The sequence below is a fragment of the Streptosporangium sp. NPDC051022 genome (assembly GCF_040683035.1).
In the GTDB taxonomy this organism is placed as follows: Bacteria; Actinomycetota; Actinomycetes; order Streptosporangiales; family Streptosporangiaceae; genus Streptosporangium.
In genome coordinates this window covers 18858-33926 of sequence record NZ_JBFBCF010000042.1, presented here as the reverse complement: position 1 = coordinate 33926, position 15069 = coordinate 18858, and the positions used below count along the sequence as shown (strand labels likewise).

At 69.2% G+C, this 15069-nt stretch carries 17 protein-coding genes; 8 read left to right on the top strand and 9 right to left on the bottom strand.

Going from position 1 to position 15069, the window contains the following annotated elements:
* Nucleotides 1-556: 556 nt before the first annotated feature.
* Entirely contained in the window at nt 557-1408 is an 852-nt protein-coding gene (locus tag AB0N02_RS41700) for a maleylpyruvate isomerase family mycothiol-dependent enzyme (RefSeq protein WP_363959142.1), read from the top strand.
* A gap of 9 nt (nt 1409-1417) precedes the next feature.
* Here the strand turns inward: AB0N02_RS41700 and AB0N02_RS41695 are convergent, their stop codons facing one another.
* Both AB0N02_RS41695 and AB0N02_RS41690 read right to left on the bottom strand, forming a co-directional pair.
* Nucleotides 1418-2323: an ATP-binding cassette domain-containing protein gene (locus tag AB0N02_RS41695; RefSeq protein ID WP_363959139.1), complete on the bottom strand. Its 906-nt coding sequence runs from the start codon at nt 2321-2323 to the stop codon at nt 1418-1420.
* A 254-nt stretch (nt 2324-2577) separates the two neighbouring features.
* Complete coding sequence (locus tag AB0N02_RS41690) at nt 2578-3201, bottom strand: ATP-binding protein (RefSeq protein WP_363959136.1); 624 nt, start codon at nt 3199-3201, stop codon at nt 2578-2580.
* Between the two features lie 287 nt (nt 3202-3488).
* Here AB0N02_RS41690 and AB0N02_RS41685 point away from each other — a divergent pair, with 287 nt between their 5' ends.
* On the top strand, nt 3489-6503 hold the full coding sequence (locus AB0N02_RS41685) for an AAA family ATPase (protein ID WP_363959133.1): 3015 nt from the start codon (nt 3489-3491) through the stop codon (nt 6501-6503).
* 93 nt (nt 6504-6596) lie between these two features.
* On the opposite strand, the gene AB0N02_RS41680 is transcribed toward AB0N02_RS41685, so the two are convergent.
* Entirely contained in the window at nt 6597-7397 is an 801-nt protein-coding gene (locus AB0N02_RS41680; protein ID WP_363959130.1) for an SDR family NAD(P)-dependent oxidoreductase, read from the bottom strand.
* 139 nt (nt 7398-7536) lie between these two features.
* On the opposite strand from AB0N02_RS41680, the gene AB0N02_RS41675 reads away from it, so the two are divergent.
* Both AB0N02_RS41675 and AB0N02_RS41670 read left to right on the top strand, forming a co-directional pair.
* A complete protein-coding gene (locus AB0N02_RS41675; protein ID WP_363959127.1) occupies nt 7537-8124 on the top strand; it encodes a hypothetical protein in 588 nt (195 codons plus the stop codon).
* Nucleotides 8121-8432, top strand: a complete 312-nt coding sequence (locus tag AB0N02_RS41670) for a hypothetical protein (protein ID WP_363959125.1) — start codon at nt 8121-8123, stop codon at nt 8430-8432. Before AB0N02_RS41675 ends, AB0N02_RS41670 begins: the two co-directional genes overlap by 4 nt.
* A 59-nt stretch (nt 8433-8491) precedes the next feature.
* On the opposite strand, the gene AB0N02_RS41665 is transcribed toward AB0N02_RS41670, so the two are convergent.
* Nucleotides 8492-9268, bottom strand: coding sequence for a class I SAM-dependent methyltransferase (locus AB0N02_RS41665; RefSeq protein ID WP_363959123.1), 777 nt, complete (start codon nt 9266-9268; stop codon nt 8492-8494).
* Nucleotides 9269-9371: 103 nt separating this feature from the next.
* Here AB0N02_RS41665 and AB0N02_RS41660 point away from each other — a divergent pair, with 103 nt between their 5' ends.
* Nucleotides 9372-10265, top strand: a complete 894-nt coding sequence (locus AB0N02_RS41660; RefSeq protein WP_363959121.1) for an IS630 family transposase — start codon at nt 9372-9374, stop codon at nt 10263-10265.
* A 3-nt stretch (nt 10266-10268) separates the two neighbouring features.
* The gene (locus tag AB0N02_RS41655; RefSeq protein ID WP_363959119.1) at nt 10269-10505 is read left to right on the top strand and encodes a hypothetical protein; all 237 of its coding nucleotides are present in this window, start codon (nt 10269-10271) and stop codon (nt 10503-10505) included.
* A gap of 51 nt (nt 10506-10556) precedes the next feature.
* Here the strand turns inward: AB0N02_RS41655 and AB0N02_RS41650 are convergent, their stop codons facing one another.
* Both AB0N02_RS41650 and AB0N02_RS41645 read right to left on the bottom strand, forming a co-directional pair.
* Nucleotides 10557-10895 carry a helix-turn-helix transcriptional regulator gene (locus tag AB0N02_RS41650; RefSeq protein ID WP_363959117.1) on the bottom strand — a complete coding sequence of 113 codons (339 nt, stop codon included), beginning with the start codon at nt 10893-10895 and terminating at the stop codon, nt 10557-10559.
* The gene (locus AB0N02_RS41645) at nt 10892-11269 is read right to left on the bottom strand and encodes a type II toxin-antitoxin system RelE/ParE family toxin (protein ID WP_363959115.1); all 378 of its coding nucleotides are present in this window, start codon (nt 11267-11269) and stop codon (nt 10892-10894) included. The genes AB0N02_RS41650 and AB0N02_RS41645 overlap by 4 nt, the downstream gene beginning before the upstream one ends.
* A gap of 223 nt (nt 11270-11492) precedes the next feature.
* On the opposite strand from AB0N02_RS41645, the gene AB0N02_RS41640 reads away from it, so the two are divergent.
* Nucleotides 11493-11798 (top strand): hypothetical protein, encoded by a 306-nt coding sequence (locus AB0N02_RS41640; RefSeq protein WP_363959113.1) that lies wholly within the window; start codon nt 11493-11495, stop codon nt 11796-11798.
* A gap of 80 nt (nt 11799-11878) precedes the next feature.
* On the opposite strand, the gene AB0N02_RS41635 is transcribed toward AB0N02_RS41640, so the two are convergent.
* The 3 genes from AB0N02_RS41635 to AB0N02_RS41625 form a co-directional block, all read right to left on the bottom strand.
* Nucleotides 11879-12121 carry a hypothetical protein gene (locus AB0N02_RS41635; protein WP_363959111.1) on the bottom strand — a complete coding sequence of 81 codons (243 nt, stop codon included), beginning with the start codon at nt 12119-12121 and terminating at the stop codon, nt 11879-11881.
* Between the two features lie 216 nt (nt 12122-12337).
* Nucleotides 12338-12721, bottom strand: a complete 384-nt coding sequence (locus AB0N02_RS41630) for a hypothetical protein (RefSeq protein ID WP_363959109.1) — start codon at nt 12719-12721, stop codon at nt 12338-12340.
* Complete coding sequence (locus tag AB0N02_RS41625) at nt 12718-12933, bottom strand: hypothetical protein (protein WP_363959106.1); 216 nt, start codon at nt 12931-12933, stop codon at nt 12718-12720. Before AB0N02_RS41625 ends, AB0N02_RS41630 begins: the two co-directional genes overlap by 4 nt.
* 671 nt (nt 12934-13604) lie before the next feature.
* On the opposite strand from AB0N02_RS41625, the gene AB0N02_RS41620 reads away from it, so the two are divergent.
* On the top strand, nt 13605-15056 hold the full coding sequence (locus tag AB0N02_RS41620) for a helix-turn-helix transcriptional regulator (protein ID WP_363959103.1): 1452 nt from the start codon (nt 13605-13607) through the stop codon (nt 15054-15056).
* The last annotated feature ends 13 nt before the right edge of the window (nt 15057-15069 follow it).

Sequence of the window (15069 nt, the reverse complement as noted above, 5' to 3'; positions counted from 1 at the left end):
ACCGGATTTCGAACGGGGAATCGCTCTCCCGGTGATTCGACCACCGACTTCCCGGCATTTTTGTCGCGCTCACCACGGACGTCGCCTTGTTCGGCACGGACGTCGCCTCGCTCACGACGGACGGCGACGCGCGGCGCGGACGGCCCGCGAGAGACGGAGCCCACCCCTCCCCCTCGCCCCACGGGCCCCTGACTTCCCACTTCCCCGGCTCCCGCCGCGCACGGCGGCCTCCCGGGCCGGCGGATTCCGAGAATCCCTGTTTCCGGAAAGGTGGCGTTCCGGATTCCGGCCATCCCGGAAACGGGCCCGAGAATCACCGGACCGGCCCCCACGAAAACGAGACGGCCGAGGCGATCGATTTCCCGGAATGCGGTGCGCATCCGGCCGACCACGGCGCCGTAATAAAGTGTTAACGTGGCTGTGTTTTCGGCCGTCCCCCGCCCGCCGGGAAGAGCAGGAGTTCACACAAAGGCGCAGGCCGGGCCCGCCGGAAACGCTTCACCGCCCCCATATTCCCGTCTTCTGAAACCTGTCGAAAGGCTCCGTGGAGGCAAGCGTGGCCGCGCCCATCACGCACGACCAGTGGAAGACAGTACGCTCCTCGGTCCGGGAGACCGGCGACCGGTTCGCCGAGATGGTCTCCTCCGCGCCCGATCCCCGCGCCGAGGTGACCCCGGGCTGGTCCGTGGCCGAGACCGCCGCCCATCTGACCGTCGTCGCCTGGCTGTACACCTCCCTGCTACGGCCGCGGGACGTCCCGATCCCGATCCCCGCCCTCGAAGGGCGCCTCGGCGACATCACCGTCGACGACATCGACTCGTTCAACGACCTGACACTGCGCGACTTCGCCGAACGGGACCCCCGGACGCTCGCCGACCTGCTGCGCGCCCACATCGACGAGGTCCTGCGGACGACCGAGGACTTCGAGCCGAGCCGGCCGATCTCCTGGCTCGGCGGCTCCCAGGTCCCCGTCGCCGGGGTGCTCGCCCACCTGCTCAACGAGCTGATGATCCACGGCTACGACCTGGCCCGCGTCCTGGGCAGGCCGTGGCCGATGACGCCCAGGGACGCCGCCTTCTTCTTCGAGCTGTTCATGGTCGGGGTCGTCCGCCACGACTCGGGACGGCTGCTGGAGACGGGACAGCCCGTGTCCGGCCGCCGCATCGCGGTGGAGTTCCACTCCGCGTACACCACCCCCGTGACGCTGGTGCTGCACCACGGCAAGGTGACGGTCGAGGAGCCGGGCCCCGGGCCGGATGTGCGCCTGTCCTTCGACCCGGTGACGTTCAACCTGATGATGTTCGGCCGCGTCAGCAAGCCGCGGGCCCTGCTCAGCGGCAAGGTGACCATCCGCGGACGACGCCCCTGGCTGCTCCCCGCCTTCCTCCGCGTCGTCCACATGCCCTGACCGGCCGGATCAGACCGGGGAGGGGGTTCCGGCCGTGTTCAGCACGCCGTCGTGCAGCTCCAGGACCCGGTCGGCCAGGGTGATCAGGGCGGGATCGTGGGTGGCGACCAGCGCGGTCACACCTTCACTTCGGACCACGGCGCGGATCAGCCCCATGATCTGCCGGCCGGTCCGCGAGTCCAGCTGGCCGGTCGGCTCGTCGGCGATCAGCAGGCGGGGACGGTTGGCCAGCGCGCGGGCGATGGCCACCCGCTGCCGCTGGCCTCCGGAGAGCTCGTACGGGCGCTGGTCGGCGTGGTCGGCCAGGCCGACGAGCGACAGCAGCATGCGGACGCGCTCCTCTCGCTCGGCCACCGGGGTCCGGGTGAGCCGCATCGGCACGCCGACGTTCTCCGCCGCCAGCAGGACCGGTGTGACCAGGTCGGCCGGGTAGGCCTCGACGGCGAGGCCCCCGGTGTAGGAGCTGAGGTCGACGCCCGGCCCCAGTACGGCGGGCAGCGCGAGACCGAGCAGCAGCCCGGCCACGGCGGTGAGCACGATCATCGGGGAGATCTCCAGCACGGTCAGGCGGCGGGCCTGGGCCTGTGACAGTCCCAGGGCGCGCAGGTGGATCAGGGCACCGGCACGGTCGGCCCCGCCGGTCACCAGGGCGACGAGCACGGCGACGAGCACGTAGGCGGCCAGGGCGATCGTGGCGAAGGAGTCGGCGTGCAGCGGCGCGTTGACCACCGCTCCCGAGGTCCCGATCGGGATCGCCCCCAGGGTACGGCGGACGCCCGCGTCGACCATCGAGGTGGCGTACACGCTCAGCCCGACCAGCGTGGTGGTGGCGAGCAGAATCGCACCGAAGGCCGCGAACAGCAGCAGAGGCTCGCTGAGGGCACGCCGAAACACCAATGCCGTGGGCCCCCGCATGGCACCGCCTCCCCGCGCAGGCATCGCATCCGTCACAGGCACGTTCCGGGGAAACAGAATCAAGGGCAACTTAAATATCGATAAGGTGACAAACCTGGTATTTCAGGGAAACGTGTGTGTGATATCGAAATTAATACATTCAGTGTACGAAATCATGACATTCTGCGCACGGGACCATGACATTCGACATGTACGAAAGCACGAGGACGCCGGGAACACCCGGAACACCCGGAAACCGCTCTCCCGCCACCCCGCTACCCCGCGCGGTGCCGCGGCGTCTCGCGGGAGGTCAGCGCGGCACCGCCTCCCCCGGGCAGACCGTAACCGACCTGGAACCAGACCGCGCCGCCCGTGTCACTGTGACGCACCCCCCAGTCGACCGCCAGCAGATCGACCAGGAACAGGCCCCGCCCACCCACACGCTCGGCGTCCACACCGCGCACGGTGGGCACGCTCGCGGCCGATCCCGCGTCGATCACCTCGACGTGGACCACGCCGCGCCCCACGCCGATCCGGACCGTCACCAGACCGTCCTCGCGACGCCCGGATTCGGAGTGCACGACGGCGTTCGTGACCACCTCGCTCAGCAGCAGCACGACGTCGTCCAGCGCGCCCTCCGCGATCCCGCCCGTCAGCAGACCACGCACCCATCCCCGGGCCTCCGACACCGAGGAGGCCCGGCCCGCGAAACTCCGCAGGCCCACCGGACGCACCGCCTCCCAGCGGTCGGCCCAGCGTGCGTCCCAGCGCGCGGTCCAGCACCTGGCCCAGCAGGTGGCCCAGCGCGCGGACGTCGTCTCCATGCACTCGCCCTCCAGGAACACACATGGACGGGGTTGCCGCTGCACCTTCATGGCCTGCCGTGTCCTCGTCGTCATGTTCTCGCCGTGTCCCTGCCGCGACGTCCTCACCGTGCCGCGTGTCCTCGCCGTGCCGCGTGTCCCCGCCGCGGTGCCCCGCCGTGGGTTCCGGCGCGGGCCGGGGGAGCGACCGGCCGCGCCGTATGTAAGCACCATCCGTCCATGACCCAGCACCAAACAATCCGTAGACCCCTACGTAGGGATACGTGTTCATGGGGAAATTGCGATATTCACATCCCGAATGAGTTGACCTACGCTTTTCACTCCACGCGATGCGGCAGGGCAAAGCGGGACAGGAGCATGCAATGGTCACAGCTCCGAGGCACGAGGCGTCCGTTCCGGCGGGAACGGCCTCGCCGGTGTTCGTCGGGCGCGAGTCCGAGCTGGAGGTTCTGACGGCGGCGCTCTCCGGACAGCCGGCCGTGGCGATGATCGAGGGAGAGGCGGGAGTCGGCAAGACCAGGCTGGTGCGGGAGCTGCTCGCACGGCCCGAGCTCGGGCATCTGCGCGTCATGCTGGGCCGCTGCCGGTCGCCACGGGAGCCCTTTCTCTACGGCGCGGTGCTGGAGGCGCTGGGTGGCCTCCACCGTCCACCGGATCCTCTCTCCCCCGCCTCCCCCGGCGTCCCCCTCGTCGACCGGAACCGGCTGAGCCCCGTCACCGGCGTACTGCGCGCTCCACTGCCCGAGCTGTCGGAGTACCTGCCGGAGACACCGGAGCCGACGGGCGACCCGAGGTCGGAGCGTCACCGGCTGTTCCGCGCGATCAGGGAACTGCTGTCCGAGATCGGGCCGGCGCTGCTCGTCGTGGAGGACCTGCACTGGGCCGACGACGGCTCACGGCACCTGCTCCGCTTCCTGATGGCCGACCTGCCGCGCACCCTCTCGATCGTGGTCACCTACCGGCGCGAGGACGTGCCCGGCGGGGTGCCGCTGGGAAGCGCCTACCGCCCGCCTCCCGACGCGGCGAGCGTGCTGGTGGATCTGCGCCCGCTGGACGGCGCCCAGGTGCGCGCCCTGGCCTCCGCCCTCCTCGGTAGGAGTCCCATCTCGACGGAGTTCGCCGCGAAGCTGTACGAGCGCACCGCGGGCATCCCGTTCGTCGTCGAGGAGACACTGCGGGCCCTGCGCAGGTCCGCCGGGACGGGCTACCTCGACGGCACGAGGGCCAAGCAACTGCTGGAGAACGTCGAGGTGCCGGTACTGCTGCGCGAGGCGATGGCGGAACGTCTGGCCGGCATGCCCCTGGCCGCGGTCCGGCTGGCGCAGGCCGCGGCCGTCCTCGGCGTGCCGACGGGCGTGGAGCTGCTTCGCGAGGTCGCCGGGCTGACCGAGCACCGCGGCCACGTGGCGCTGACGTCCACGCTGGGCAACGGGGTGCTGTACGAGGTCGACGACTGCCTGTACGGCTACCGCCACCCGCTCGCCCGGCAGGCGGTCTACGACGTCCTCCCCGGACACGACAGGAGGCGGCTGCACGCCCGAGCGCTGCGGGCGCTCGAACGCCGCGTCCCCAGGCCCGTGGTACAGATGGCCGACCACAGCCACCGGGCGGGGGACGCCGCGCAGGCGCTGCGCTACGGCGAGGAGGCCGCCGACCTGGCGGCGCAGGTCGGCGACGTCTCGACCACCACCCACCTGCTGCAGCGCCTGCTGAAGACCCCCGGGCTGGCCCCGGAGGACGTCGACCGGCTGGCGGTCAAGCTCGGCCGGGTCGCGCACACCGGGCTCGACCAGTACGACCCGGTCGCGACCCTGGAGTGGCTGCTGAGCGACCCCCGGCTGTCGACCACCGCGCGGGGCGAGGTGCGATTCTTCCTGGGAATGCTCATGGTGCGGCAGATCGGCGGCCTGGAGGCGGGACGCGCCGTGATCGAGACGGCCCTGGGCGAGCTGGGGGAACGCCCCGGGCTGCTCGCCAGAGGGGTGTCCATACTGGCGCAGCCGTTCTACGGCGCCATACCGCTGGCGGAGCTCATGCCGTGGCGGGAGCGGCTGCGGGGTTTGATAGCGGCGTCGGAGGGCGAGGTGCGCCTGTCCCTGGTGGCCAACCACCTGTCGTCCCTGCTGCACACCGGGGACCCGAGCATCCTGCGGGACCTGTCCTTCCTCTCGCCGGAACCGCCGCTGTCCACCGGCGAGCAGCACCACCTCGCCCGCGTGCACTGCAACATGGCGGACGCCTGCACCTGCACCGGCCACTACCGGCAGGCGAAGACGCTGCTGGAGAAGGGAGTGCGGATGGCGATCGACGTGGGGGCGCCGTTCGTCGTGAGCACCGCGCGCGCGACCCAGGCCAGGCTCGCCTGGTTCATGGGCGAGTGGCACGGCCTGGCCGACCGCACCGCCGACTTTCTCGACCAGTACCACGACCTGTTCCCGGTGGTCAGCGAGCTGTCGCTCGTCCTCGGCTCGCTCGCGATCGTCCGCGGCGAGTGGCGGGAGGCGGAGGACTGGCTCGCGGCGACCGGCGTCGAAACACCGCGCGACTCCATCACCCCCGTCACCATCGGGGGCTTCGCGGCCCTGGCCAGGCTCCGGCTCTCCCAGGGAGACCACGTGCTCGCCGCCGCCGAGGCCGACCGCGGCCTGGAGCTGGCGCGGGCCAAGGGGATCTGGTCCTGGGCGGGGGAGCTGGTCCCCGTGGCGGTCGACGCCCTCGTGGAGTGCGGCCGTACCGGCGACGCGGAGAAGCTCGCCGACGAGCTCCAGCGCGGCATCGCCGGAAAGGACGCGCCGATGGCGACGGCCGCGCTGGAGATGGCCCGGGGGCGGCTGGCCCGAACCGAGGGGGACCTGGCCGCGGCGCTGGAACACTACGACCGCGCCCGGCGGAACTACCTGCGGATGTCCGCGCCGTACTACGAGGCGCTGGCCGCCGAACAGGTCGCGCTGTGCCGCCTGGACGGCGCCGAGGCCTCCGGCCCCGCCGAGGGCGGCGAATCCACCGAATCCACCGAGGCCACTGACGCCACTGAGGCCACTGAGGCCACTGATGCCACCGAGCTCACCGACGCCACCGAGGAGCTGTCCGCGCTGGCCGACAGGTTCACCGAGATGGGCGCGACGCGCGACGCCGACCGCTGCAGGCACCGGCTGCGCAGCCACGGCACCGTCAAACCCTCCCGCAGGGGACGGCGAGGATACGGCGACGTGCTGTCGCCCCGCGAGGAGGACGTGGCCAGGCTGCTGGCGCGGGGACGGACCAACCGCGAGATCGCCGAGGTGCTGTTCCTGTCCCCCCGCACGGTCGAGCAGCACGTCGCCCGCACGCTCAGGAAACTCGGCAAGCGCTCCAGAACCGACCTTCTCGACCCCTGACCCGCGCGACCCCGTACGGCGGTCATCCCGTGGCCCCCGTGGCCCCGTGGCCCCCGTGGCTCCACCCCGTACGGCGATCACCCCGGGAGAGAGTCATCCCGGAGGGAGCAGGTCCCTGCGGTCCGGCGCGGTCGGCGCCTGGCAGGTCATCCCGCCGTCCACCACGAGCACCTGGCCCGTCATGTAGCGCGACTCCTCCGAGGCCAGGAAGAGCATGACGTTGCCGATGTCCTCGGGGGTGCCGAGGTACGGCAGCGCGTTGTGCCCCTCCAGCCTCTCGATCGCCTCGGCGGGAAGGTTGTCCCGCAGGGCCGGGGTCATCACCGCCCCGGGGGCGACGGCGTTGCAGCGGACACCCCGCGGGCCGTACTGCACGGCGACATATCTGGTGATGTTGATCACCGCCGCCTTCACCGCGCCGTAGGCGGTCTGCAGGGAGTCGCCCAGCAGCCCCCCGACGGAGGCGGTGTTGACGATGGATCCGCCCCCGGCGTCGATCAGGTGCGGCAGGGCGTGTCGCGACCCGGTCAGGGTGCTGCGCACGTTGAGGTCGACGGCCCGCTGGAACTCGGCCATGTCCATGCGGAGCAGGTCGAGGTCCTTGCGCGGATCGGTCCCTCCCACGTGGTTGCACAGCACGTCCAGCCGCCCGTACTCCCGCACCGCGGCCTCCACCATGGCCGCGACGGAGTCGTCGTCCGTCACGTCGACCGCGTACGGCACGGCACGGCCACCGCCGTCCCGGATGCCGTCGGCCACGGCCCCCGCGGCGGCACCGTCGTAGTCCGCGACGAGGACGCTCGCCCCCTCACGACACATCAACTCGGCCGCGGCCTTGCCGATGCCGCTGCCGGCCCCGGTGATGATCACGACCTTGCCCCCGAGACGATCCACCGCCCACTCCCCCACGCCCCCATGATCGACGCCCTGCCCCCGCAGGCACCCATGGCGCTCCCACCCCGAAAATAACAAAGAGCGATCGATCACTCACACCGGGCCACCGTTCGGCTCGTCCGGCGCGGACGATGCTCGAATGAACGCCCGAACCGCCACCCGTGAAAGCACGGCTACCACCTGGGGACCTCTCGACGGTGTTGACGGCGAGCCGTCGCCGGACGCGCCCCGAGGTCTGGACGACTTCGACGACTGGGTCGTGCGGGCCATCCTGTCCCCCGGCAGCCCGATGTTCCTGGAGGCGCGGTATCTCCTGGCCGAGGAGCCCACCCTGCGAGACACCGCCCTCTACCACTCGGTGCTCAGCGCCATCGCCGAGGGCAACAGCAGACGCGGCGGGATCGCCGGATACGTCGGCCGCAAGAGCAATGAGCTGTCCCACCCGCTGACGGTCCTGGAGGACGCCGGGCTCATCGCGCGGGAGACCGACGCCTTCCACGGCAACCGCACCGACTTCCGGATCAGGGAGCCGTTGCTCACCTTCTACCACGCGATGATGCGCCCCTTCTGGCCACAGCTCATGCGCGCCACGGCCACCGACAGGATCTGGCAGCGCGCCCGCCAAAGGTTCACCGGAACGTGCTGGGGCCGCACTTCGAGCAGTTGTGCCGGGACTGGACGCTCCACTTCGCGGAGGACCGTTTCGGCGGCTGGCCCGTCCAGGTGACCGCCGGGACCGTCAACGATCCCGCCAACCGGACCACTCACCAGGTGGACGTGGCGGTCGTGGGACACATCGACGGCGGAAAGCCGCCCCTACTTGCGATCGGCGAGGTCAAATGGGAAGAGACCATGGGGACCGGGCACCTGGAACGGCTCCGGCGCATCCGCGATCTCATCGGCCGGAGCGACCGGTGCGACACCTCGCGAACCCGTCTTGTGTGCTACTCGGGCTCGGGCTTCACCACCGAACTCCTCCAGACGGCCGACCACGGCGACGTCGACCTCGTGAGCCTCGACCACCTGTACGACTGAGACCTCGGCGAGTGCCGTATCAGGCAACGTTTGCCCGGGGGTGAATGGTGGGCAGCGCGCTATGCGCGGGTAGCCTCGAAGGTCCAGATGTCGTCTGCCGCGGTTGGTGCGCTGCCTGTCCGGTACCCGCCATGGACGACGACGTGGGTGAAGCCCGCCTGGTGCAGCATGGCTGTGAATTCGGACAGTCCGAACCACAGCAGGGAGAAGATCTGGAGCTCGGTGCGCGTCAGGGTGCCGTCCTTCCAGGCTTCGTAGCGGAGCCAGCGGGTGGTGCGCTGGGCCACCGGGTCCACATGCATGCGCCAGGTAGTGAGGGTAAGGAGATCGCTTCCGTTCCACTGGTGGGGTACGGGGCCGGCATCCGGGGCTGTGCTGGTGGAGGGCGGTTCGATGTCGACGATCAGCCGGCCCGCCGGAGCCAGGTTGTCGTGCATAGCGGTGAGCGCGGTCTGCGCACTGTCACGGTCGGCAAGCAGGGCGAAGGAGCCGGTGGGGATCACGATCGCTTCGAAGGCTCCGGGATCGTGATGCTTGGTCATGTCGCCCTCGAACACGTCGGCCTTCAGGCCTCGCCGGGCACAGTTGGCGCGGCACTGCTCCAGCATGGAGGCCGAGGTGTCGTAGCCGCGGACGGTCATTCCCTGTTCAAGCAGGGGGATCAGGATGCGGCCGGTGCCCACGGCGGGTTCCAGTACGGGGCCAGTCACGTTCCGCAGACGGTCGGCGTAGAACTCGACATCTCCGAACGAGGTGCCGATCGGCTTGTCGAGCTCGTAGAACAGGGTTGCCAGCGGTCCGTAGTGCCAGGCGGGGTTGTCGAAATCGGTGTCCATGTGTTCCTTCGGTGATGATTCAGGCCGATAAGACATGCTCTGTCTAGGTATTTTGTGCACATGCTGCTACGACGCCGCTCCGAAAACCAGCGAGTATGCGGCCATGGCCACACCGGTGCGGTTACGTGAGATTGATGATGGCGAGGGGCAGAGGCTGCTGCGGATCATCCGCAGGGGCACGGGGTCGGTGGTGACCTGGCGACGGGCCCAGACGGTGCTGCTGTCCGCGCAGGGCATGCCGGTGGGACGGATCGCCGAGGTGTCGTTCACCAGCCCGGACCGGGTCAGGGACGTGATCCACAACTTCAACACCGACGGGTTCGACTCGCTCTATCCGAAGTACTCCGGCGGCCGGCCCAGGACGTTCACACTGCCCGAGCGGCGAGAGATCAAGAAGACTGCCAAGTCGAAGCCGACCGAGCACGGCCTGCCGTTCTCAGCGTGGAGTCTGACCAAGCTGGCGGACTTCCTGGTCGCCGAGGGGGTGGTCGACGACATCAGCCACGAGGGCCTGCGCATCCTGCTCCGTGAGGAAGGCGTGTCCTTTCAACGCCTGAAGACCTGGAAGACCTCCCGCGATCCGGACTACGCGGCCAAGAAGGCCCGAGTCGAGCACCTCTACTCGATCGCCGACGGAGAGGTCATACCCGAGGACGGTGAGCCCGATGTTGTCTTCTGCATGGACGAATTCGGGCCGCTCAACCTGATGCCCCACCCCGGCCGGCAGTGGGCCGAGCGCGGCGTCAAATACAAGGACCCCGACCGTGAACCCCGACGGCGGCGGCGGGCAACTTACAACCGCTACGGCGGAGTACGGCACCTGTTCGCAGCCCTCGACCTGACCCGGGACAAGCTCTACGGCCACATCAAACCCGTCAAGCGACGCACCCAGTTCCTGGAGTTCTACCGCTACCTCCGCCCCCTCTACCCACCGACGGTACGGATCGCGATCGTCTGCGACAACTTCTCCCCGCACCTGACCACGAAGAAGTGCTAGCGCGTGGGCACCTGGGCCGCAGCGAACAACTTCGAGATCGCCTGCACACCGACGAACTCCTCCTGGCTCAACCGGATCGAAGCCCAGTTCACCGCACTGCGCTACTTCACCCTCGATGGGACCGACCACGTCGACCACAAGGAACAGGACAGCATGATCCGCCGCTACATCATCTGGCGAAACCGCCACGCCGACGACCGACGCCTACGCGCCGTCGTCGACAGGGCAAACGTTGCCTGATGTGGCACGAGAGACCGGGGCACGCCAAGACCGCGAAACCCACCGGCACGATCACCCCGTACGGCGACCGCGAGGAGCGTCGAGCAGCATGACCGAGTCACCGAAGTCAGCGACGATCTTGAGCTGCCCACCGAGCGCGGTCACGTAAGCGGCCAGGGTGGCCACCTCGCTGATCGTTCCGTTCTCGATCTGTGAGACACGCGCCTGCGACACCCCCATCGCCCGAGCGACGTCTTCCTGCCGCAGGCCAAGCTCGCGCCTCGCCTCAGCAAGCTGATAGGCACGCTGACGGGCCACGAGTTCGTCACGGAACCGGGCGACCTCATGCTCGTCACCCGTCCGGACAAGCTCGGCACGCAGTTCCTCCCACGTCACCGCCTGATCGCTCATCGCTCCCCCTCCTCGATGTACCGGTCCTCGACATACCGAGCGAAACGCACTTCCGCAGTTTTGATCGCCACGTCATACCATCCATTCCAGTCGCTGGACTTGTCTCCGGCGGCCAAGAAGACGGCCTGACGCCAGGGGGCGAAGACGAAGAGCAGCCTCACCTCGCTCCGCCCACTGGATCCAGGCCGAAGCTCCTTGAGATTGCGGATGGTCGACCCCTGAAGCGTATCCACCAACGGCCGCCCCAACCCAGGACCTTCCTCAGCGATCCGGTCCAAAGCCGCAGCGATCAGCAAGAGCGTCTGTCGATCCACCCTCCGTAGTTCATGCAGCCAGTCACGGACCTCTGGAACAATCACTATCTGCCAGCTCACCCCAGCATAATAAATTTCTTATGTTGATCCAAGTGGAGAATCGAGAACTTACAGTATTCACTTCATCGCAATTAGATGATGGTGTGACTATCGTCCACCGATAGCAGCTCACCCGAAGTCCGGCAGAGACTCCGCAACTCGCCTGGCTTCCACTACCCGGAGCGCGCCACAGCCGAAAGGCGGTCGGACCAGCCGACGCGCGTCGAGATGAGGCCGTCGCCGGTTGACGGCCACCGGTACCGCGAGCATCGGGCCGCCCCTTTCCAGGGCTGCGGGAGCCGCGACCCTGGGCAGTCTGAACGTCACCCCCGCGGCTGCCACCGAACCGGGCTGGCGCTGGTGCGAGCGATGCACGGGGCTCTGGTCGAGCTGGAACAACGACGGCCTGTCCGGCTGGTGGCAGAACGGCTGGAACTTCTGCAGCAAGTGCCGGGGCATGTTCTACGGCCCCCTGGTGGGCCGAAGCCACTGCCCCGCCGGAGGGCAACACCTCCGAGGCGCGTGGAGTTACCTGTTACGAGCCGCCTGAACATCACGTGCACCGCTCCGGCGCCCTATGTCCCTGTCTTGAGGCGGTGACGGGCCGGAGTGGAGAAGACAGGTGTCCGGTCACTTCGGACGTCGGAGCAGGTCGGCGATGAGCAGCAGCGTCGTCAGCGGCCACAGGACGCTGCAGCCGATCACGGCGGCGACGAACACCGTACGCGGCCGGACACCGAGGGCTCGGGCGTGGGAAACGAGGAAGCGCTCGGCGAACCGGGGCTCCCTCACGGTGATCGACAACAGCAGGGTGAGCCAGCCGAACGCGCCGTAGAAGTAGAGCGCGGCCAGCAGGACCTGAATCTCGGGCACAGGTCTCCTGTGTGGATGAGTGCCGGGACGGGAGGTACCCGGCCGGAGCGAGGTCCGGCCGGGTACCGAAGGCGCACCGTACGGCGGGCGGTGCGGCGGCCCCCTCCCGTTTCCGTGATGGGACCGCAGGAGGTGTGCGGCCCGGGCCCCTCCTTCCCGAGCCGCACGTCGAGAGGCGCGACGGCGAGGACGGCACTCCCAGACGTCGCGCCGGTCCTATGCCGCGTCCCGATAGGGGCGGGAGCGGTACGGCGAGACGGCGGGCACGTGGGAACGAGCGCCATCGCGCCCGCTCGGATGAACCTCATGCCAGGAGCGCGCGTGAATCTCACGCCTGGAGAAGGCCGTCTCCGCGTCGTACATCCGCTCCTCCAGCCCTTCGGCGGTGTCGTCGGCCACCATCAGCGGTACGGGCGCCGCCCAGCCCGCGAGGGCGTAGAAACGGCGGTCGCCGAGGCTGTACAGCACGAGCCACGCGGGCCATTCCCGGTCGAGACGCTCGGCCTCGGCGCGTGCCGGACCGTCCCAGACGCGACGGTGCACGGTTGCGTTGGGCTGCCCGGCGCGGTGACGGCCGGACCGGCGGACAGAGCCGATCACGGCGCCTCCCGCTGGGCCGCTCTCTCCTGTCGTTCGACTTCGTCGAGCAGTTCGCCGGGAGTATCGGCGTCGACCGTGCGGGTCGCGCCGAGGCCCATCTCGGCGTCGGTGAACGGAATGACGCGCGAGGCCCACAGCCGTTTCCTGTCGCTGACGATCACCCGCCAGCCCGGGATCGCCGGTCTGGGCGTCGTGCTCCTGGCATCTTCCATGGGTCGGACCTCCTGAGTCTGGTCAAGAACCCCTCCAGCCGTGTACAGCGCCGGACGGGTCCGCCTTCGCTGCGAGGAGAAAGGCTCTGAGGCACGCCATCCGTCCTGGGCGGCGAGCCGTACGGCGGCTAGTGCTGTGACCGGGAACGTTCACCGGGTGGTGCGCCGTTCGAAGGCGCCGGGCAGGCCCGTTCCGGCCCTCGCCGTAGCGGCGCGGGGGAAGCACCACGAACCCGGTGAAGGTATGTGGTCACCGCACTAGATGAGGGGTGCGGTAGACCGCCCACCGAGGTCTGCCGTGGCGGCCCGGTCGCGAGACGGACCACCGGATGCGTTCTCCATCCGTCACCGCCACCAGAGCAGGGCCGACCGAGATACATACACGGCCGGCCCCGAACGGAAACAGGTCGGCTGGAACTCCATGGCCGTGAAGCGCTTCCTGGAACTGCTCGGCAAGGACGGTGCCGTCGACCTGGGCTGCTTCGTTCATCGGGGAATCCTCGAGTGCTCGAGAACCGGGGACGCCCTGATCGTCGTCCGCCAGACGGTCGACACCAACGTCGATGCGTCCCACCGGCACCGTCGCCGGTTAGGCCACTATGGCCTGAACAGCGATCGACCTGCGGCTACGGTTGAAGCCACACCGGATGCCAACGACAGGGATGACACGTATGGCGGGCGGGCAAGAAGATCGGGTCTGTCCGGCTTGTCGTATCACTCGCCTCAGCCGCTACAACCACGAGCCGTTGTGTGGAGCATGTCTGACCGCAGCTCGCGAAGGCACCGGGGTGACGCCGGTGTGGATATGGGACTCGGCGCCACTGCGCCAGGCATTGGCCCGCGCCGACATGGCGGCGGTGCTGACGATCCTGCGCGGTGCCGTCGGAATGAGTCAGATGGATTTCGGAGAACTGCTCGGCTGGTCACAGTCGGTGGTGACCAAGGTCGAACGACGTAAACGTGACACCCTCCACGACATCCGGGAGATCTTGCGTGTTGCCGACCTGCTCGGCATGCCGCGTCAGGCTCTCCTGCCGCTCATCGCGGGCCGGCCGGACGCCGGGCAGGACGGTCAGCTCGCGTTGTGGAAGGAGAATGCCGTGGGAGAAGAGGGAATGGATCGCCGGGAGTTCGCCGCGATGGCCTCCGGCCTGGCGCTGGGCTCCGTTCTGTCGCAAACGCCTCCGCCCGAACGGATCGATCAACCTCACGTCCGTCACCTGAAAGAATGCCTGAAGAGGCTGCGCCGTGCCGACCGCACGGTGGGCGGCGCCGTACTGCAGCATCAGGCCCGGGAACTGTTCTCCCGAGCCCGCGTGATGCTCGACGAATCCGACTACACCGAGTGCGTCGGCCGAGAGCTGATGGTCGTCACAGCCGATCTCGGGGTGGTCGCCGCCTGGCTCGCCTATGACTCCGGTGACCAGCATCTGGCGCGAGCGCTGTACGGCGAGGCCGCGCTGCTGGCCGGAGGCGTCGGCGACGACGAGGTCCTGGTGCACGTATACGCCAACATGGCCCAGCAGGCCACCCACCTGGCCCGCACCACGGGGCGGCGCGGCACCGCACGCGAGGCGCTACGGTTCGCCGACCGAGCCGCGGACGCCGCCCGTCACCTTCCCTCCCCGGCACTGCATGCGTTGATCGCACTGCGTCAGGCGCTCGCCCACGCCCAGCTCGGCGACGCGGTGGCATTCCGTGCCGCGATCGGCCGAGCCCGGCGCGAGGTCGACCGTGGCCACCATGACAGCGACCAGACGTGGACCGCGTTCGTCAGTCACTCCGAGATCACCGGGTACGAGGCCATGGGTGCTGTTCAGCTTGGCCACCTTGATACCGCCGCTGCCCTGTACAGAGAGGTGCTGGCCGACCCTTGCCGTTCCCCTCGTGACCTGGCCTACTACCGTGCTCGGCTCGCCGCCGCCCTATGTGCCGCCGGTGACGGCCACGGCGCTCTGGTCGAAGGGGTGCTGATCGTACGGGACCTGGGCGACAGGCTGACCTCCGTACGGGTCCTCAACGAGTTGCGACCTGTCCGCCAGACCGCCGCCGCCTCGCTTGAGGCCGAGTTCTGCCAGTTGTTCGATGCCGCGGCCCATACGCTCACTCCGGCCGCGGCATGATCGGGGAAGGCGA

Coding starts and splice junctions, on each gene's coding strand:
- AB0N02_RS41695 (WP_363959139.1), bottom strand. CDS start 2,323: ATGCGGGGGCCCACGGCATTGGTGTTTCGGCGTGCCCTCAGCGAGCCT.
- AB0N02_RS41690 (WP_363959136.1), bottom strand. CDS start 3,201: ATGACGACGAGGACACGGCAGGCCATGAAGGTGCAGCGGCAACCCCGT.
- AB0N02_RS41685 (WP_363959133.1), top strand. CDS start 3,489: ATGGTCACAGCTCCGAGGCACGAGGCGTCCGTTCCGGCGGGAACGGCC.
- AB0N02_RS41675 (WP_363959127.1), top strand. CDS start 7,537: ATGAACGCCCGAACCGCCACCCGTGAAAGCACGGCTACCACCTGGGGA.
- AB0N02_RS41665 (WP_363959123.1), bottom strand. CDS start 9,268: ATGGACACCGATTTCGACAACCCCGCCTGGCACTACGGACCGCTGGCA.
- AB0N02_RS41660 (WP_363959121.1), top strand. CDS start 9,372: ATGGCCACACCGGTGCGGTTACGTGAGATTGATGATGGCGAGGGGCAG.
- AB0N02_RS41650 (WP_363959117.1), bottom strand. CDS start 10,895: ATGAGCGATCAGGCGGTGACGTGGGAGGAACTGCGTGCCGAGCTTGTC.
- AB0N02_RS41625 (WP_363959106.1), bottom strand. CDS start 12,933: ATGGAAGATGCCAGGAGCACGACGCCCAGACCGGCGATCCCGGGCTGG.
- AB0N02_RS41620 (WP_363959103.1), top strand. CDS start 13,605: ATGGCGGGCGGGCAAGAAGATCGGGTCTGTCCGGCTTGTCGTATCACT.